The following is an 18011-nucleotide window of genomic DNA, read 5'->3' on the forward strand; positions in this document are numbered from 1 at the left end:
GAGCAGCAGCGCGCGCCTCATGCAACCCTCGCGAGTTGGACATCCGGCTGCACGCGAATGCAGCGCGCCCGGCGGTCCTGGCGGATGTCGAGCAGCGGCGGAATCGCGGCGCTGCAGCCCGCCAGCGCCTGGTCGCAGCGCGGCTCGAAGGCGCAGCCCGGGGGCGGCGCGAGCGGGCTCGACACCTGGCCGCGGATCGCGAACAGCCGCTTGGGCTTGGGCTGCCCCGGCAGCCGCGCCTTGCCCGGCAGGCAGGCCAGCAGGCCCTGCGTGTACGGATGCTCGGGCTGCGCGAACAGCGGTCGCACGGGCGCGCTCTCGACCACGCGGCCCGCATAGAGCACCACCACGTCGTCCGCATGGTGCGCGACCACGCCGAGGTTGTGGGTGATGAAGAGAATGCTCATGCCGGTTTCGGCCTGCAGCCGGCGCATCAGCTCGAGGATCTGCGCCTGGATGGTGACGTCGAGCGCGGTGGTGGGCTCGTCGGCAATGAGCAGCGTCGGGTCGCAGGCCATCGCCAGCGCGATCATCACGCGCTGGCGCATGCCGCCCGAGAGCTGGTGCGGGTACTCGTGGATGCGCTGCGCCGCCGCGGGAATCTCCACCAGTTCCAGCATGCGCAGCGCATGGGCCATGGCCGCCTTGCGGTCCAGGCCCTTGTGCAGCCGCACGCTCTCGGCAATCTGCTCGCCGATGGTGAAGACCGGGTTCAGGCTGGTCATCGGCTCCTGGAAGATCATCGACAGCTGGTTGCCGCGCAGGCTGCGCATCTCGCGTTCGCCGATCCGCAGCAGGTCGAGCGTCTTGCCCTCGCGGGTCACGAAAGAAGCCGAGCCGCTGACCTGCGCGTTCGCGGTCTTGGGCAACAGGCGCATCAGCGTGAGGCTGGTGACCGACTTGCCCGAGCCCGATTCGCCGACCAGCGCCGTGGTCTTGCCGGGCTGGATCGAGAAGCTCACATCGGCCACCGAACGGATCAGGCCGTCTTCGGTGGGGAAGCTGGTGCTCAGGTTGCTGACCGTGAGACGCGGTGCGTTGGTGGCGTTCGTCATCACAGGGTTTTCTTGAGCTTGGGGTCGAGCAGGTCGCGCACGCCGTCGCCCAGCAACTGCAGCGAGAGTGCGGTGAAGATGATCGCGAGCCCCGGGAACAGCACCACCCAGAAGGCCTGGTGCGCGTACTGCTGGCTGCCCGCGACCATGGTGCCCCAGGTCGGGATCTCGGGCGGCACGCCGACGCCGAGGAACGAGAGCCCCGCCTCGGCCAGGATGGCGTAGGCGAAGATGAACGACACCTGCACGAGGATCGGCGACATCAGGTTGGGCAATATGTGGCGCCACAGGATGCGCGAGGTGCGCACGCCCAGCGCGCGCACCGCCTCGACGAACAGCAGCTCGCGCACCACCAGCGTCGAGGCCCGCACCACCCGCGCCACGCGCGGCGTGTAGACCAGCACCAGCGCCAGCACGGTGTTCATGAGCGAGGGCCCGAGGATGGCCACGAGCGCAATGGCCAGCAGGATGTCGGGGAAGGACATCATCGCGTCGACCACGCGCATCAACGGCGTGTCGAGCCGGCGGAAGAAACCGGCCACCAGACCAAGCACCGTGCCGGCAATGACCGAACCCAGCGCCGTGAGCGCCGCAATGGCCAGCGAGTAGCGCGCGCCGTGCACGATGCGCGAATACATGTCGCGGCCGAGCTCGTCGGTGCCCAGCAGATGCTCGGCGCTCGGCCCCTTCAGGCGCTGCAGCACGGCGGTGTCGTTGGGGTCGATGGAGGCGAACAGCGGCGCGCCGATGGCGAGCACCGCAATGACCAGCAACACCAGCGCGGAAACCATCACGATGCGGCGATGCATCAGCTGGCGGAGCATTCGGGGCATTTGCATTCTTGTTCCCTCAGACTTTCACGCGCGGATCGACGACGGCGTAGAGCAGGTCGATGGAAAAATTGATCAGCACGTAGATCGCCGCAATCACGAGCAGCGCGCCCTGGATCACCGGATAGTCGCGCCGCAGCACCGCGCTCACCACCAGGTTGCCGACACCGGGCAGCCCGAACACCGTCTCCGTGATGACGGCGCCGCCGATCATCAGCGCGACCGTGAGGCCGATCACCGTGACGATCGGCACCAGCGCATTGCGCAGCGCATGCTTGAGCACGACCGTGCTTTCGCTCAGGCCCTTGGAGCGCGCCGTGCGCACATAGTCTTCGCCGAGCACGTCGAGCATCGAGGCGCGCGTGAAGCGGATGATGAGCGCCGAGTTCAGGAGCCCCAGCACCGTGGCCGGCAGCACCAGCGCATGCAGCCGCTCGGCCAAGGGCGCATCGGGCGCGCCATAGCCCGAGACAGGAAACCAGCCGAAGGACACTGCAAAGATCTGGATCAGCACGATCCCGAGCCAGAAGCTCGGAATGCTGGCACCGAGCATCGCGATGCCGGTGAAGAGCTGGTCGACCACGCGCCCGCGGAACACCGCCGAGACGATGCCGCACGGCACGCCGATCAGTGCCGCGATGGCCACGGCCATCAGCGCGAGCAGCGTGGTCGGTTCGGCCCGCTCCCACAGCGCCTGCGTGACCGGCCGCTGCAGGAAGATCGAGGTGCCGAGATTGCCCTGCAGCACTTCGCGCAGCCAGTAGCCGAACTGCAGGGGCAGCGGCTTGTCGAGCCCGTACTCTTTCTGCACGCGCGCGATGTCGGCGGCCGTCGCCTGGTCGCCCAGCAGTACCGAGACCGGATCGCCCGAGGCCGCACGCGTGAGCACGAACACGAGCACCGCCACGATGGCGAGCACAACGAGCATGCCGGCGGCGCGGGAAGCAAGATAGCGAAACATGGGTGGTTGGCTCCGTGGCGCCCCGGGGCTTTACTTGATCTTCGCGTTCCAGAAGAACGGCCAGGTCGCGGGCTGGTAGTTCTCCAGCGCCGGGCTCTTGGCCGAAAGGCCGTTGAACTTGCCGACGTTGATGTACGGAACCTCTTCGTAGACCACCTGCTGCACCTTGCCCCACAGCGCGCCGCGCTTGGCCGGGTCGCTTTCGACATTGAAGGCCTGCAGCGCCGACTTCTTGGCGGGCGTGTCCCACCAGCCGGGGGCGCCGTCGCCGAGCTGCGGTGGCGAGAGCATCGGCTCGGGAAACTGGCCCGAGTGGGTCACGTAGATGTCCCACAGCTTCGGGTCGTTGCGGCGCTGCACCAGCGTGGCCCAGTCGACCACGTTCAGGTCGACCTTGAAGCCGGCGCGCTTGAGCTGCTCGGCCATCAGCAGCGACATGTTGTAGTGGAAGTCGTACTGGCGGCTGGTGAGCACGCGGATCGGCTCGCCCTTGTAGCCGGCCTTGGCCGCGGCCTCCTTGGCCTTGGCGGCGTTGCGCTCGTTGTAGAGCGTGGTGCCGGCCGTCGAATAGAACGGCGACCCCTTGGGAAAGTGGTTGCCTTCGGCCACGAAGAAGCGCGTGTCGCCGAAGCCGGCCGCGAGCATTTCGCCTTCGCCGAGCGCCGACTGGATCGCCTGGCGCAGGGCCTGGCTGGAAGCCACGCCTTCCTTGGTGTTGAGCACGAGGTACGGAAAGCCGAACGACGGCGTCATGATCGGCACGGTCTTGCCGCCCGACTTCTCCAGGCGCGGCAAGGCTTCGACCGGCAGCAGGTCGGCAAAGTCGTACTGGCCGGCCAGCGCGCCTTCGACCCGCGTGCTGGCATTGGGCACAGGCACGAAGCGCAGCTCCTCGATGGCCGCCTCGCGCTTGCCCCCGTAGCCGGTCGCGGGCTCCTTGCGCGCCGTGTACTTGTCGAAGCGCGTGAGCAGCACGAACTGGTCGGGGCGGCGTTCCTTGAACTTGTAAGGGCCGGTGCCGACGAATTCCTTCAGCGGCGAAGCAATGGAATCCTTCGCCATGATGGCGGCCATGCCGCTGGGCAGCGCGAGCTGCGAGAGCAGCGGCGCATACGGCGCCTTCAGCACGATCTCCACGCCCAGCGGGCCCTTGGCCTTGAGGCTCTCGATCTCCTTGCCCACGGCCTTGCCGCGCGGCGACTGGTCCATCCAGCGCTGCAGGCTGGCCACCACGTCGTCGGCGTTGAGTTCGCGGCCGCTGTGCAGCATCACGCCCTTGCGCAGCGTGATCGCGTAGGTCTTGCCGTCGGCCGAGATCTTGGGGCTGCTCTCGGCCAGCATCGGCACCACGTTCCACTTGGCATCGAAGGTGTAGAGCGTCTCGTACACATGCTGCATGATGGTTCCGACCAGGTCGGCCGTGGACGCCATCGGGTCGAGCGTCTGCGGTTCGGCCACCATGGCGAGCGTTGCGAAGTTGCGCGGCCCCTGGGCATGCGCGGGCTGGGAAGGCAGCGCGGCGCACAGCATGGCGAGCAGGGAGGCACCCAGCAGGCTGCGCTTCGACAGCTTCGGCAGGCACTGGACAAGACCGGCGTGGGACATGGGGAACTCCTTCGTGGGGCGAGCAAATTGTGAAAGAAATTTTCTTTTCGGCCCGCACTTTGAAGCACTATCCATGCCAAATCATCCGTGTTAACCCTTGTTTGTGGGTTTTTCTGAAACAAATTTTCAGATTGGATCGATACTCGCGACCTGCTTTTCTTTCAATCTTTTCAGGAGTTCTCCATGCCGCTCGAATACCTCGGCGCCCCGCCCGTCGCCTCGGACCGCCAGGCCCGCCCCTTCTCCCCGGCCGTGCGCGCCGGCGATTTCATCTACGTGTCGGGCCAGGTGCCGGCCAATGCCGAGGGCGAGATCGTGGTGGGCGGCATCGAGGCGCAGACGCGCCAGGTGATGGAAAACCTGAAGAAGGTGCTGGCACTGGCCGGCGCCACGCTCGACGACGTCTGCAAGAGCACCGTCTGGCTGCAGGACGCGCGCGACTTTGGTGCCTTCAACCGCATCTACATGAGCTACTTCGGTGACAACAAGCCGGCGCGCTCGACCACCGAGGCGCGGCTGATGGTCGACGCCAAGGTCGAGATCGACGTGGTGGCCTACAAGCCCAAGGCCTGATCAGGCATGCAGCTCGGTCTTGCGCTGGATGATGCGCGAGACCAGGCCGTACTCGACCGCCTCCGCGGCCGAGAGCCAGCGGTCGCGCTCGATGTCGGCCAGCACCACGTCGATGGGTTTGCCGGTTTCCCGCGCGATCTCGTGCGCAATGCGGTGCCGGGCCTTGATGATTTCCTGCGCCTGGATCGCGATGTCGGTCGCCTGTCCGCCCGCGCCGCCGCTGGGCTGGTGGATCAGGAAGCGGGTGTTCGGCAGGCACACGCGCCGCTCGCGCGGCACCGCCAGGTACAGGTGCGTGGCGGCGCTGCCCACCCATCCGGTGCCGATCATGTTCACCGGCGCGGAGATGAAGCGCACGATGTCGTGAATCGCATCGCCCGACTCCAGGTGGCCGCCGGGCGAACTCACCAGGATGTCGATGGGTTTGTCCGCGCTGTCGGCGTCCAGGGCGATGAGCCTGCGCGTCACGTCGGCAGCCACCGAATCGGTGATGCTGCCGAAGATCAGCAGCGTGCGCGACTTGAAGGCTTTTTCTTCGAGGTACGAATTGCGCGGCTCGGCGGTGGCCGCGGGTGGGGTGTCGTCGTCGGTTTCCATGATGAAGAAGCGCTCCTGTGATTGCACGGCCTCGTGCCGCGCAGGCGAACAGTTTCGCGACATTGCATGCGCCGTGGCAAGCGGCATCGGCGAATCAGCCCGCCAATCGCCCCGCCACCAGTTGCAGCACGCGGTCGCAGCGCTTTGCGAGTTCCTGGTCGTGCGTGACCATCACAAAGGCCGTGCGGTGCCTGTGCGCGAGCTCGATCATCAGTGCGAACACCGTGTCCGCCGTGCTGCGGTCGAGGTTGCCCGTGGGCTCGTCGGCCAGCACGCAGGCCGGCTGCGTGACCAGCGCGCGCGCAATGGCCACGCGCTGGCGCTCGCCGCCCGAGAGCTCGGCCGGCCGATGGTGCAGGCGCTCGCCCAGACCCACGCTTTCGAGGATCTTCGTGGCCGCCGCCGCCGCCGGTGCGGAGTCCATGCGCCGGATCTTGAGCGGCATCGCCACGTTGTCGAGCGCGCTGAACTCGGGCAGCAGGTGGTGGAACTGGTAGACGAAGCCCAGGTGCCGGTTGCGCAGCCGCCCCTGCTCGGCCGCATCGGCATGCGCGATGTCCTTGCCGAGCAGCTCGACCTTGCCGGCGGTGGGCGCATCGAGCCCGCCCATCAGGTGCAGCAGCGTGCTCTTGCCCGAGCCCGAGGCGCCGACGATGGCCAGCGTTTCCCCGGCGCGCACGTCCAGGTCGACGCCGTGCAGCACCGTGAGGTCGATGCGCCCTTCGTGAAAGCGCTTGGTGAGGCCGCGCGCCTTGAGAACCACGTCACTCATAGCGCAATGCCTCGGCGGGGTTGACGCGGCTCGCGCGCCAGCTGGGATACAGCGTTGCAAGAAAAGCCAGGACCAGCGAAATGATCGCGATCGGCATGATGTCGCTGCGCTGCGGATCGCTCGGCATCTTGCTGATCAGGTAGATGTCCTTGGGCAGGAAGCTCGCGTGGAACAGCTGCTCGAGGGCCGGCACGATCACGTCGATGTTGTAGGCAATGCCCAGCCCCAGCAGCAGCCCGGCCACCGTGCCGATCACGCCAACCATCGCCCCCTGCACCACGAAGATGCCCATGATGCTGCGCGGCGAACTGCCCAGCGTGCGCAAGATGGCGATGTCGGCGCGCTTGTCGGTCACCGTCATGACCAGCGTGGACACCAGGTTGAAGGCGGCCACCGCCACGATGAGCGTGAGGATGATGAACATCATGCGTTTCTCGACCTGCACGGCCGCAAACCAGGTCTTGTTCTGGCGCGTCCAGTCGCGGATGAGGAACTGGCCCGGCAGCGTGACGGCCATCTGGTCGGCCACTTCGCGCGCCTCGTTCAGGTCCTTGAGCTTGATGCGGATGCCGGTCGGGCCTTCGAGCCGGAACACGCGCTGGGCGTCTTCCGCATGGATCATCGCCAGCGCCGAGTCGTATTCGTAGTGGCCCGAATCGAAGGTGCCCACCACGGTGAACTGCTTGAGCCGCGGCACCACGCCGGCCGGCGTGACCTGGCCGCCCGGCGCCACCAGCGTGACCTGGTCGCCCGGCTGCACGAACAGCGAGCGCGCCAGCTCGCCGCCGAGCACGATGCCGAACTCGCCCGGCACCAGCTTGTCGAGCGTGCCCTTCTGCGCCGTGGTGGCGATGTCGGTCACCTCGGGTTCGAGCTTGGGCACGATGCCGCGCACCAGCGTGCCCTTCATGTCCTCGCCGCGCGCAATGAGCGCCTGCGTGGCAATGAAGGGCGCCGCGCCGATCACCTCGGGGTTCTTGCGGGCGGCGGCCATGATGGCGTCGATGTCGGGCAGGGCCTGGCCGTCGCGCGACAAAATTTCGATGTGCGACACCACGCCGAGCATGCGGTCGCGCACCTCCTTCTGGAAGCCGTTCATCACACTGAGCACGATGATCAGCGCCGCCACCCCCAATGCGATGCCGAGCATCGACACGCCGGAGATGAACGAGATGAAGCCGTTGCGCCGCGTCGCCCGGCCTGCGCGCGTGTAGCGCCAGCCGAGCTTCAGTTCATAAGGAAGTCGCATATTTATCAGTTATTCCCAACGCGCTTCGGGCGGCGTTTCATCCCGGGATTGTGGCATCCCGGACAATAGAGGGAATGGCCGAACCTTCCCCACGTCACTTGTTGATCCCCTTTGCCGGCCGCGGTTCCCCGGCGTGCCGCGCGGCACTGCCCACGCTTCGGCTTCCCAATCTCGAAGCGCTGCTCTCGCGGCTCTCGCTCGCAGAGGCCGATACGCAGGACGAAAGCACGCGCTCGCCGCCCCATGAACGGGCGCTGGCCCGGGCGCGGGGCATTTCCGCACCCGACGGCTGCATTCCCTGGGCCGCGCTGGAAGCCCGGCAGGCCGGCATCGCCGAACCCGGCGACCGCGAAGGCTGGGGCCTGGTCTCGCTGTGCAACTGGCAGGTGGGCATCGACGACGTGGTGCTCGGCGACCCGGCCGCGATCGAGATCGACGCCGCCGAATCGGCCGCGCTGCTGGCCGCCGCCCATCCCTTCTTCGAGGAAGACGGCATCGCGCTGCACCCTTCCCCCACACCCGGCCGCTGGCTCGCGCGCGCGCACATCTTCGAGGGACTGGCCACGGCCTCCATCGACCGCGCGGTGGGCCACCCGATCTCGCAGTGGTCGCCGCTGGCCGAAGCCGCGCGGCCGCTGCGCCGCCTCCAGAACGAAATGCAGATGCTGCTCTACACCCAGCGCGTGAACGACGACCGCGCCGCGCGCGGCGTGCCGCCGATCAACTCCTTCTGGCTCAGCGGCACCGGCGCCCTGGAAGCCGGCGCGCCCCCGGCCGACACCGCCGCGCCGACCGTGAGCGACGCGCTGCGCGTGGCCGCGCTGCGCGACGACGGCCTGGGCTGGGCCGAAGCCTGGCAGGCACTGGACGCGGGCCCCATCGCCGGCCTGCTGGCCGACTACACCGCCGGCGCCGACGTCACGCTCACGCTGTGCGGCGACCGCACCGCGCAGCGCTATGCAGTGCAGCAGCGCGGGCTGGCGCGCTGGGCCAGGAGTCTGTTCGACCGGCCGCGCGCCGCCAGCGTCCTGGAGGCCCTGTGAAGATCATCGCCCGCGAAATTCCGCCCCGCACGGTCTGGGCGCTCGAGCAGGCCGGCGTGCATCCGCTGCTGGCCCGCCTGTTCGCCGCGCGCGGCGTGCTGGCCAAGGACGAGCTCGACGACGGCCTGGCGCGCCTGCTGCCGCCCGACACGCTGCACGGCACGCGCGAGGCCGCGGTGCTGCTGGCCGACGCGATGGCACAGGACAAGCGCCTGTGCATCGTGGCCGATTACGACTGCGACGGCGCCACCGCCTGCGCCGTTGCGGTACGCGGCCTGCGCCTGCTCGGCGCAAAGAGCGTGAGCTACCTGGTGCCCGACCGCGTGGTCGACGGCTACGGCCTCACACCGCCGATTGCCGAGCGCGTGGCCGACAGCGGCGCCGACATGCTGATCACCGTCGACAACGGCATCGCCAGCGTCGAGGGCGTGGCCGCCGCCAAGGCGCGCGGCCTGCAGGTGCTGGTCACCGACCACCACCTGCCCGGCCCCGAGCTGCCGGCCGCCGACGTGCTGGTGAATCCCAACCAGCCCGGCTGCGGCTTCGAGAGCAAGAGCATCGCCGGCGTCGGCGTGATGTTCTACGTGCTGCTGGCGCTGCGCTCCGAGCTGCGCGCGCGCGGCGTCTTCACCGCGGCCGCGCAGCCCAAGCTCGACGTGCTGCTCCCGCTGGTCGCGCTCGGCACCGTGGCCGACGTGGTGAAGCTCGACGCCAACAACCGCCGCCTGGTGGCGCAGGGCCTGCGGCGCATCCGCGCCGGCGCGCTGCCCGCGGGCATCGCGGCGCTGTTCAAGGCCGCGGGGCGCAACGCCGCGGTGGCCACCACCTTCGACTTCGGCTTTGCGCTCGGCCCGCGCATCAACGCGGCCGGCCGGCTCGCCGACATGACGCTGGGCATCGAATGCCTGCTGACCGACGACGCCGGCCGCGCCGACGAGCTCGCGCGCATGCTCGACGGCATCAACCGCGAGCGGCGCGACATCGAGGGCGGCATGCGCGACCAGGCGCTGCTGCTCGCCGAATCGCTGTTCGGCGCCTCCGCCGATGGCAGCGAGGCACCGCCCGCGGCCATCAGCGTGTTCGATGCCGACTTCCACGAAGGCGTGGTCGGCATCGTGGCCTCGCGCATCAAGGACCGCTTCCACCGCCCGACCTTCGTCTTTGCCGCCAGCGGCGCGCCCGGCAAGGAGCACGAGCTCAAGGGCTCGGGCCGGTCGATTCCGGGCTTCCATCTGCGCGATGCGCTCGACCTGGTGGCCAAGCGCCATCCGGGCGTGCTGCTGCGCTTCGGCGGCCATGCCATGGCCGCCGGCTGCACCGTGGCGCGCGAGAAGTTCGAGGTGTTCGAGCGAGCGCTGGCCGAGGTCGCGCACGAATGGCTGGCCGCCTCCGCGCTCACGCGCCAGATCGAAACGGATGGCCCGATCGCGCGCGAGTACATGCGCATCGACCTGGTCGACACGCTCCACCGCGAAGTGTGGGGCCAGGGCTTTGCCCCACCCACCTTCAGCGAGGAAGTCGAAGTGGTATCGCAGCGCCTCGTGGGCGAGAAGCACCTGGCGCTCAAGCTGCGGCACCAGGGGCAGCCGGTCGACGGCATCTGGTTCGGCCACACCGAACCGCTGCCCGCGCGCGTGAAGCTCGCCTTCAGGCTCGACGCCGACGAATGGCAGGGCGTGCGCCGCGTGCGCTTCCTGGTCGAAGGGGCAGAAATTTAGCTCGCCCCCAGGCTTTGCGCACTTCGTGTCGCTACTCCCTCCCCCTACCGGGAGCAACACCAGCGGCCCGGCAAAGCCGGTTCCGCGGTGTTTCTGGAAGGGGTCGAGACTTTTCGGGGTCAGCCTCCGTGGGCGTGCATTCGGGACGGATTCCTACGCGGGCCGCGCGGCGGCGTTCTACGGTTGTCTTTCACATGCAGGAGCCCATGCACATGACATCGACCACCGCATCCCCCGCAAAATCCGCCAAGTCCCGCGGGGCGGCCCGCACGGCCACGCGGCAGCGGACCGTTCAACGCGCGCAGGACGCGAAGGACAGCGCCAAGCCTGCCGCCAAGAAAACCAGCCCACCCGCGCAGGCCGGGCCGCGGCCTCAGCCGGCCAATCCGATGCCGGCACAGCACTTGAGCAAGCCCGGGCTCGAAGCCGACATGGCGCTGCGCCCGCGCTTCGAAGCACCGGACTACAAGGGCAGCGGCAAGCTCGAAGGCATGGCGGCCCTGGTGACCGGCGGCGATTCCGGCATCGGGCGTGCCGTGGCGCTGCTCTATGCCCGTGAAGGCGCCGACGTCGCCATCGCCTACCTGGAAGAAGACGAGGACGCCGAGGAAACCCGGCGCCACGTGGAGGCCGAAGGCGCACGCTGCATCCTCATCAGGGGCGACGTCTGCGATCCGGCGTTCTGCCGCGACGCGGTCGACCAGACGATCGAGGCCTTCGGCAAGCTCGACATCCTGGTGAACAACGCGGCCTTCCAGCTGCACGCGGCGTCCATCGAGGACATCACCGACGAGCGCTTCGAACTCACGCTCAGGACCAATGTCTTCGGCTATTTCCAGATGGCGCGCGCCGCGGTGCCGCACCTGGGCCAGGGCGCTTCGATCATCAATACCGGCTCGGTCACCGGGCTGGAGGGCAGCGCGCACCTGCTCGACTATTCGACCACCAAGGGCGCGATCCACGCCTTCACCAAGTCGCTGGCCAGCAACCTGCTGCCCAAGGGCATCCGGGTGAACGCGGTGGCGCCCGGGCCGGTGTGGACGCCGCTGAATCCCGCCGACAGCCCGCCCGGGAAGATCAAGGATTTCGGCAAGAAAACCGACCTGCAAAGGCCCGCGCAGCCGGAAGAGCTCTCGCCTGCCTACGTGTTCCTGGCCGCGCCGAGCTGCGCCAGCTACATCACCGGCATCGTGCTGCCGGTCACCGGCAGCGTGGGCGCCGTCTGAATGCGGCCAGCAGCTTCTGCAGCGGCCTGGAGCGCGGCACGTCCTCCATGAGCGGCGGGATGGAGATGGCCAGCAGCAGCGCCGCCAGCGGCACCACGCAGACGAAGCCGATGTAGTTGAAACCGAGCGCGCCGACGGTGCCGCCCAGCACGAACATGCCGATCAGCCCGCCCGCCATCTGCATCCGGCGGCGGTTGTGGCGCACCATCGCATGTGCCGGCGTGGCATGCCGGTTCCAATAGAGCAGCTTGCCCAGTTCCATGCCCACGTCGGTGATGTTGCCCGTCATGTGGGTGGTGCGGACGCTGCCGCCGGAGGTCTTGGAGCCGACGGCGTTCTGCAGGCCCATGATGAACGACAGCAGCAGCACCGTGAGCGGAACGGCAAACGGCGTCGGCCAGGTCAGCGTGATGGCGCCCATCAATCCGAACGGGAACATGAGCGCGGCTTCCAGCAGCAGCGGCACCGCATAGACGCTGCGCAGGCGGTGCTGGCGGCCCCAGTTCACGAGAATGGCGCAGACCGCCGCACCCGACAGAAAGGCGAGGATGGCGCCCAGCGCATTCAGCAGCAGCTTGGTATTGCCCAGCACCAGCCCGTCCGCGAACTGCGACGCGAAGCCCGTCATGTGCGAGGTGTACATGTGCAGCACCAGGAACCCGCCCGCATTCACGGCGCCGGCATTGAAGGCCAGCAGCAGGCCGAGCACCCGGTTGGTGGAGGGCGCGCGGTGGCGGTGGGTAAGGAAGCGTAGTCTGCGCATCGGCGTGCAACTTGCGCCTGAACTCTAGCACCCGGACGAACGTATGGCCGAGGCCCATCGACCGCGTTTGCTCTACCGGCCGCCCCAAGGGAATGTGCTGATTACACTTTCCCGCCGGTCTGCGTTGTGCAGACCTGTACACACGTTCAAGGGTTTCAATGAAAGTCTCAACTCTCCTGGCCGCGGCCGTACTCGCGGCGTCGGCCTTGCCCGCCGCGGCGCAGGTTTCGGTTCACATCAACGTGCCCGGCCTGATCCAGGTGGCGCCTCCCGCGCCGCGCTACGAACCCATGCCGGGACCGAGAGCCGGCCAGGTGTGGGTGCCCGGGCACTGGCAATGGAACGAACGCGCCTACGTCTGGCGCTCGGGCTACTGGCAGGCGGCACGGCCCGACTACGCATATGCGCCGGGCCGCTGGGTACAGGCGGACGGCGGATGGCGATGGATGGAGGGCAACTGGCGCCGCGCGAAACCGCAACATCGCCACGCCGATCACGACGATCATCCAGGCGGCGGTGGCGGATACCACTGCCCACCGGGACAGGCCAAGAAGGGACGCTGCTGATCTTCAGCAGCGAGGATGAAGGATGAAAGTAGCGGACAGATCGCCGCTTCTTTCTTGCCCGGTCAGCGCGAGTGCTTTCCGGTATGTTCGATATGGTGCCGCTTGTCGGAATCGAACTGACGACCTTCCGCTTACAAGGCGGGTGCTCTACCAACTGAGCTAAAGCGGCACGGATTCTCTTGCGGGATTTTAACGGTGCGGTGTGCGTTGGCTGCCTGCGGCTACTTCACACGCTTGAGCGACGGGCGGCTGCCACCGCCTGCGGGCGGGCGCGGCGGCTCATCGGCGGGGTCGGTGGGCGAGCCGGCGTCGTCGCCGACATCGACCATTTCGTCCGCGTCTTCACCCGTCACCAGGTGGACGATCTTGCCGGCATCGCCTTCGGTACCGCGCGACGCGTCGCGCAGCGGCATGCGCGCAGGCCCCTGGGGCGAGGAAGGCGCGCCGGCCGCCGGGGACGGCCCGCCGCTCTCGGTGCCATTGCCGGCAGGTACCGGAGCGGGAAACGCCATGCCCTGCCCGTTCTCGCGCGCGTAGATCGCAATCACGCGGCCCACGGGCACGACGATCTCGCGCGCACTGCCCGCGAAGCGGGCCTTGAACTCGATGAAATCGTTGCCGAGCTTGAGCGAACTGGTCGCGTCGAAGCTGATGTTCAGCACGATCTCGCCGTTCTTCACGTACTCGCGCGGCACCTGGACGGTGTCGTCGACCTGCACCGCGACATAGGGCGTGAACCCGTTGTCGGTGCACCATTCGTACAGCGCCCGGATGAGATACGGGCGGGTGGAGGACGACTCGAGCGCGTTGATCATGAAAGACGGCGAAAAACGGTGGAAGCAGGCACGCAGCTTACTTACTTTCGCATGACCTTTTCGGACGGGGTCAGTGCTTCGATGTAGGCCGGGCGCGAGAAGATGCGCTCGGCGTACTTCAGGAGCGGCGCCGCGTTCTTGCTGAGGTCGATGCCGTAGTAGTCCAGGCGCCAGAGCAGCGGCGCAATCGCCACGTCGAGCATCGAGAAATTGTCGCCCAGCATGTACTTGTTCTTGAGGAACACGGGTGCGAGCTGCGTCAGGCGGTCGCGGATGTGCGAGCGGGCCTTTTCGAGCGCCTTCTCGTTGCCCTTGGCGGTGCGGTTCTCGAGCGCAGCCACGTGCACGAACAGTTCCTTCTCGAAGTTGAGCAGGAACAGGCGCACGCGCGCGCGGTCGACCGGGTCGCCGGGCATCAGCTGCGGATGCGGGAAGCGCTCGTCGATGTACTCGTTGATGATGTTCGACTCGTACAGGATGAGGTCGCGCTCGACCAGGATCGGTACCTGGCCGTACGGGTTCATCACGCTGATGTCTTCGGGCTTGTTGTAGAGATCGACGTCGCGGATCTCGAAGTCCATGCCCTTTTCGAACAACACGAAGCGGCAGCGGTGGGAAAAGGGGCAGGTCGTTCCTGAATACAAGACCATCATGGCGAGAGACTCCTAAAAATCAAAAAGAGTGGGTCGCGTTGGCAACCCACTCTGTGGGACCGCACGCACCAGGCGCACGGTCGGCGTGGACGGAACTACTTGACGTCTTTCCAGTACGAGGCGTTCAGTCGCCACACGAAGACCAACGACATGACGAGGAACAGCAGCACCCACACACCGATGCGGATGCGCGTGTTCTGTGCCGGCTCGGCCATCCATTGCAGGTAGCTCACCAGGTCGCCGACCGCGGTGTCGAACTGCAGCGGCGTCATGGTGCCGGGGGTGACCTGCTCCCAGCCCTTGAACACTTCGGTCTCGTGGCCATGCTGCGAAACCTTGGTGTAGACAGGACGGCGTTCGCCCTGCAGCTCCCACAGCGGGTTGGGCATGGCAACGCTCGGGAACAGGAGGTTGTTCCAGCCGGTGGCCTTGGTGTCGTCGCGGTAGTAGGTGCGCAGGTAGGTGTACAGGTAGTCTGCGCCCGTGCCGCCATGGCCAGCGCGCGAGCGGGCAACCAGGGTCAGGTCGGGCGGCGTCGTGCCGAACCATTCCTTGGCCTGGCGCGCGTCGATGTTGGCCTTCATGGTTTCGCCGACCTTGTCGGTGGCGAACAGGAGGTTGTCCTTGATCTGCTGCTCGGTAATGCCGATGTCCTGCAGCCGGTTGTAGCGCATGAACGCCGCGGAATGGCAGTTCAGGCAGTAGTTGACGAACAGCTTGGCGCCGTTCTGCAGGGAGGCGACGTCGGTGGTCTTGTTGGGCGCCTTGTCCCAGGCCATGCCGCCGGACTCGGCCGATGCGGCGGCGGAAAAGGTCAGGCCCAAGGCCAGGCCCACAACCGCGAGCCAGCCAGAAATGCTTTTCTTCATCGTGTTTCTCTCGAGCTCTCTTGGGCTTCTCAATGGGCGGCGAAGGTCACGCGCTCAGGCACGGGCTTGAACTCGCCCTTGCTGCTCCACCAGGGCATGAGCAGGAAGAAACCGAAGTAGAAAAGCGTGCCGATCTGGGAAATGGTCTGCGCGATGTCCAGCGCGAACGAACCGATGACCAGGCTGCCCCAGACGCCAGGCGCCTGGATGCCCAGGTAGCCCAGGATCAGGAAGAAGAACACGAAGACGCCGTAGACATACTTGTGCCAGCCCGGACGATAGCGGATCGACTTGACTTCGCTCTTGTCGAGCCAAGGCAGGAAGAACAGGATGATGACCGAGCCACCCATCACGAGCACGCCCCAGAACTTGGCGTCGAAGGCCTTGAGCAGGAAGATGGCCACGGCCGCCACGACGACCAGCGCGATCTTCAGGGCCATGCTCGACTTGCCCTTGATGAAGTTCAGGACGGCGGCCGCGGCGATGATCAGCGCGAACACGTTGACCATGTCGTCGGTGGTTGCACGCAGCATCGAGTAGAACGGCGTGAAATACCAGACCGGCGCAATGTGGTTCGGCGTCTTGAGCGAATCGGCCGGAATGAAGTTGTTGTATTCGAGGAAGTACCCGCCCGCTTCCGGCGCGAAGAAGATCACGGCCGAGAAGATCGTGAGGAACACCACCACGCCGAAGATGTCGTGCACCGTGTAGTACGGATGCGACGGAATGCCGTCCAGCGGATGGCCGTCGGGGCCGCGCTTGGCCTTGATCTCGATGCCGTCGGGGTTGTTGGAACCCACTTCGTGCAGCGCGATCAGGTGGGCCACCACCAGGCCGAGCAGCACCAGCGGCACGGCGATCACGTGGAAGCTGAAGAAGCGGTTCAGCGTGGCGTCGCTCACCACGTAGTCGCCGCGGATCAGCAGCGCGAGGTCAGGACCGATGAACGGGATGGCCGCGAACAGGTTCACGATCACCTGGGCGCCCCAGTAGCTCATCTGGCCCCATGGCAGCAGGTAGCCCATGAAGGCCTCGGCCATCAGGCACAGGAAGATCGCGCAGCCGAAGACCCAGATCAGCTCGCGCGGCTTGCGGTAGCTGCCGTACATGAGGCCGCGGAACATGTGCAGGTACACCACGATAAAGAACGCCGAGGCGCCCGTCGAGTGGATGTAGCGGATGAGCCAGCCCCAGGGCACGTCGCGCATGATGTACTCGACCGATGCGAACGCCTGGTTCGCGTCGGGCTTGTAGTGCATCACCAGGAAGATGCCGGTGACGATCTGGATCACCAGGACCAGCATCGCCAACGAGCCGAAGATGTACCAGAAGTTGAAATTCTTGGGCGCGTAGTACTTGCCCCACTGGTCGTTCCAGAGCTTGCTCAGCGGGAAGCGGTTGTCGACCCAGTTCAGCAGCTTCTCGCCCGCGGGCGCGTTGGGGGAAATTTCGTGGAATTCAGCCATGTCGTTCTTCTGCCTCAGGCCTTCTTGGAGTCTTCACCGATCAGGAGCTTGGTGTCCGACAGGTACATGTGCGGGGGCACAGGCAGGTTGTCGGGCGCGGGCTTGTTCTTGAAGACGCGGCCTGCCAGATCGAACGTGGAACCGTGGCAAGGGCAGAGGAAGCCGCCTTCCCAGTCGCTGGGCAGCGACGGCTGCGGGCCGGCCTGGAGGCGGTCGACCGGCGAGCAGCCGAGGTGGGTGCAGATGCCCACCACCACCAGCACGTCGGGCTTGATCGAGCGGTGTTCGTTCTGCGCGTACTTGGGGGTGAATTCGTCGGGGTGCCGCTTGGAGAGCGGATCGGCCAGCTGGCCGTCGAGCTTGGGGAGCTCGGCCACTTGCTCGGGCGAGCGCTTGAGGATCCAGACGGGCTTGCCGCGCCACTCGACAGTGATCTTCTCGCCGACCTTGAGGCCGCCGATGTCCACCTCGACGGCAGCGCCCGCGGCCTTGGCCTTCTCGGAGGGCTGGAACGTACTCACAAAGGGAATCGCGGTGGCCACGCCTCCCGCTACGCCGGCACAGCTGGATGCGATTAACCACGTCCGCTTGCTTGTGTCGATCCGGGGGGAGCCGGAGGTCATGTCACTCATGGGGATCCTCTAAGTCTTCTTCGCTGGAGCAGGGTCAACCGGCGATTGTAGCGGGCTGTTGCGCGCATATTCAACGGGGCCGGCCGGGAGCTGCGCGAATGCGCATTCCCGGCCATGCGAAAGAGGCAATTAATAACAATGAATTAGTCCTGATTTACAAGACATTTCGACACAACGATTTGCACGCGTAAAAGATGTCTCAAGGGCTAAATTAGTTGCGGCACACTTCGCTAACTGCTAATCTTGTCTCAACTGTTAACTGCTAATTGAGAGGATATTTGCCATGCTAATCGCCCCCCTGATTTCTGCCACTTTCATTGCTGCGCTGAGCATTTCCTCGGCCTTGGCACAAACACCCCCGCCGGTCCAGACGCCCGGCCCTCAGCCGGCCAGCGCCACCGGTGCAACCAATTCCGCATTCGGCCGCATCACGGCACAGCAGGCCGGTGGCGTCGCGGCCGCCGTTGGACTGGCGGCTGCCGTTGGCAGCGGGAACGGCGGCAACAGCGGTGGCGGCAGCGGTACGGGCGGCACCGGCGGCACAGGCACGGGTACAGGCACGACCGGCACGAATTAAACGTGCGGGCCCTCTTCGCGGGAGGGCATTCGCCAAGGGCT

The 18011-nt window shown here is 66.8% G+C and carries 19 protein-coding genes and 1 tRNA gene; 6 read left to right on the forward strand and 14 right to left on the reverse strand.

Annotated features, from left to right (window positions below):
- Positions 1-17 precede the first annotated feature (17 nt).
- From EJO66_RS02630 to EJO66_RS02645, 4 genes are read right to left on the reverse strand one after another with little or no spacing between them, the layout of a single operon-like run.
- Positions 18-1055, reverse strand: a complete 1038-nt coding sequence (locus EJO66_RS02630; RefSeq protein WP_124957372.1) for an ABC transporter ATP-binding protein — start codon at positions 1053-1055, stop codon at positions 18-20.
- Positions 1055-1894 carry an ABC transporter permease gene (locus EJO66_RS02635; RefSeq protein ID WP_124957373.1) on the reverse strand — a complete coding sequence of 280 codons (840 nt, stop codon included), beginning with the start codon at positions 1892-1894 and terminating at the stop codon, positions 1055-1057. Before EJO66_RS02635 ends, EJO66_RS02630 begins: the two co-directional genes overlap by 1 nt.
- A 10-nt stretch (positions 1895-1904) precedes the next feature.
- Positions 1905-2846 carry an ABC transporter permease gene (locus EJO66_RS02640; RefSeq protein ID WP_124957374.1) on the reverse strand — a complete coding sequence of 314 codons (942 nt, stop codon included), beginning with the start codon at positions 2844-2846 and terminating at the stop codon, positions 1905-1907.
- A 30-nt stretch (positions 2847-2876) separates the two neighbouring features.
- Positions 2877-4451 carry an ABC transporter substrate-binding protein gene (locus tag EJO66_RS02645; RefSeq protein ID WP_124957375.1) on the reverse strand — a complete coding sequence of 525 codons (1575 nt, stop codon included), beginning with the start codon at positions 4449-4451 and terminating at the stop codon, positions 2877-2879.
- A gap of 183 nt (positions 4452-4634) precedes the next feature.
- Between EJO66_RS02645 and EJO66_RS02650 the strand changes: the two genes are divergently transcribed.
- Positions 4635-5024 (forward strand): RidA family protein, encoded by a 390-nt coding sequence (locus tag EJO66_RS02650; protein ID WP_125964567.1) that lies wholly within the window; start codon positions 4635-4637, stop codon positions 5022-5024.
- Here EJO66_RS02650 and EJO66_RS02655 read toward each other — a convergent pair whose 3' ends face one another.
- The 3 genes from EJO66_RS02655 to EJO66_RS02665 all read right to left on the reverse strand — a co-directional run bounded on the left by EJO66_RS02655 (position 5025) and on the right by EJO66_RS02665 (position 7642).
- Complete coding sequence (locus tag EJO66_RS02655) at positions 5025-5621, reverse strand: ATP-dependent Clp protease proteolytic subunit (RefSeq protein ID WP_124957377.1); 597 nt, start codon at positions 5619-5621, stop codon at positions 5025-5027. It abuts the gene before it with no gap.
- A 94-nt stretch (positions 5622-5715) separates the two neighbouring features.
- Positions 5716-6393, reverse strand: a complete 678-nt coding sequence (gene lolD, locus EJO66_RS02660; RefSeq protein ID WP_124957378.1) for a lipoprotein-releasing ABC transporter ATP-binding protein LolD — start codon at positions 6391-6393, stop codon at positions 5716-5718.
- Complete coding sequence (locus EJO66_RS02665) at positions 6386-7642, reverse strand: lipoprotein-releasing ABC transporter permease subunit (protein WP_124957379.1); 1257 nt, start codon at positions 7640-7642, stop codon at positions 6386-6388. Before EJO66_RS02665 ends, lolD begins: the two co-directional genes overlap by 8 nt.
- 74 nt (positions 7643-7716) lie before the next feature.
- On the opposite strand from EJO66_RS02665, the gene EJO66_RS02670 reads away from it, so the two are divergent.
- The 3 genes from EJO66_RS02670 (at position 7717) to EJO66_RS02680 (ending at position 11629) form a co-directional block, all read left to right on the forward strand.
- Complete coding sequence (locus tag EJO66_RS02670) at positions 7717-8685, forward strand: hypothetical protein (RefSeq protein WP_124957380.1); 969 nt, start codon at positions 7717-7719, stop codon at positions 8683-8685.
- Entirely contained in the window at positions 8682-10403 is a 1722-nt protein-coding gene (gene recJ, locus EJO66_RS02675; RefSeq protein ID WP_124957381.1) for a single-stranded-DNA-specific exonuclease RecJ, read from the forward strand. Before EJO66_RS02670 ends, recJ begins: the two co-directional genes overlap by 4 nt.
- A 206-nt stretch (positions 10404-10609) precedes the next feature.
- Positions 10610-11629 carry an SDR family oxidoreductase gene (locus tag EJO66_RS02680; RefSeq protein WP_206168823.1) on the forward strand — a complete coding sequence of 340 codons (1020 nt, stop codon included), beginning with the start codon at positions 10610-10612 and terminating at the stop codon, positions 11627-11629.
- Here EJO66_RS02680 and EJO66_RS02685 read toward each other — a convergent pair.
- On the reverse strand, positions 11604-12392 hold the full coding sequence (locus EJO66_RS02685) for a YoaK family protein (protein ID WP_124957383.1): 789 nt from the start codon (positions 12390-12392) through the stop codon (positions 11604-11606). The genes EJO66_RS02680 and EJO66_RS02685 overlap by 26 nt on opposite strands.
- 158 nt (positions 12393-12550) lie before the next feature.
- On the opposite strand from EJO66_RS02685, the gene EJO66_RS02690 reads away from it, so the two are divergent.
- Positions 12551-12958 carry a YXWGXW repeat-containing protein gene (locus EJO66_RS02690; protein ID WP_124957384.1) on the forward strand — a complete coding sequence of 136 codons (408 nt, stop codon included), beginning with the start codon at positions 12551-12553 and terminating at the stop codon, positions 12956-12958.
- Positions 12959-13051: 93 nt separating this feature from the next.
- Here EJO66_RS02690 and EJO66_RS02695 read toward each other — a convergent pair.
- The 6 genes from EJO66_RS02695 to petA form a co-directional block, all read right to left on the reverse strand.
- Positions 13052-13127 (reverse strand) — tRNA-Thr (locus EJO66_RS02695).
- Between the two features lie 52 nt (positions 13128-13179).
- Positions 13180-13773 carry a ClpXP protease specificity-enhancing factor gene (locus EJO66_RS02700; RefSeq protein WP_124957385.1) on the reverse strand — a complete coding sequence of 198 codons (594 nt, stop codon included), beginning with the start codon at positions 13771-13773 and terminating at the stop codon, positions 13180-13182.
- A gap of 41 nt (positions 13774-13814) precedes the next feature.
- A complete protein-coding gene (locus tag EJO66_RS02705) occupies positions 13815-14426 on the reverse strand; it encodes a glutathione S-transferase N-terminal domain-containing protein (protein ID WP_012746352.1) in 612 nt (203 codons plus the stop codon).
- Positions 14427-14521: 95 nt separating this feature from the next.
- Positions 14522-15295, reverse strand: coding sequence for a cytochrome c1 (locus EJO66_RS02710; RefSeq protein ID WP_021005919.1), 774 nt, complete (start codon positions 15293-15295; stop codon positions 14522-14524).
- Between the two features lie 29 nt (positions 15296-15324).
- Positions 15325-16761, reverse strand: a complete 1437-nt coding sequence (locus EJO66_RS02715; RefSeq protein ID WP_124957386.1) for a cytochrome b — start codon at positions 16759-16761, stop codon at positions 15325-15327.
- A 14-nt stretch (positions 16762-16775) separates the two neighbouring features.
- Positions 16776-17393, reverse strand: coding sequence for a ubiquinol-cytochrome c reductase iron-sulfur subunit (petA, locus tag EJO66_RS02720; protein ID WP_124957387.1), 618 nt, complete (start codon positions 17391-17393; stop codon positions 16776-16778).
- Between the two features lie 283 nt (positions 17394-17676).
- Here petA and EJO66_RS02725 point away from each other — a divergent pair, with 283 nt between their 5' ends.
- Positions 17677-17970, forward strand: a complete 294-nt coding sequence (locus tag EJO66_RS02725) for a hypothetical protein (RefSeq protein ID WP_125964569.1) — start codon at positions 17677-17679, stop codon at positions 17968-17970.
- Positions 17971-18011 lie beyond the last annotated feature (41 nt).

The organism is Variovorax beijingensis, from assembly GCF_003951285.1.
Lineage (GTDB): Bacteria > Pseudomonadota > Gammaproteobacteria > Burkholderiales > Burkholderiaceae_C > Variovorax > Variovorax beijingensis.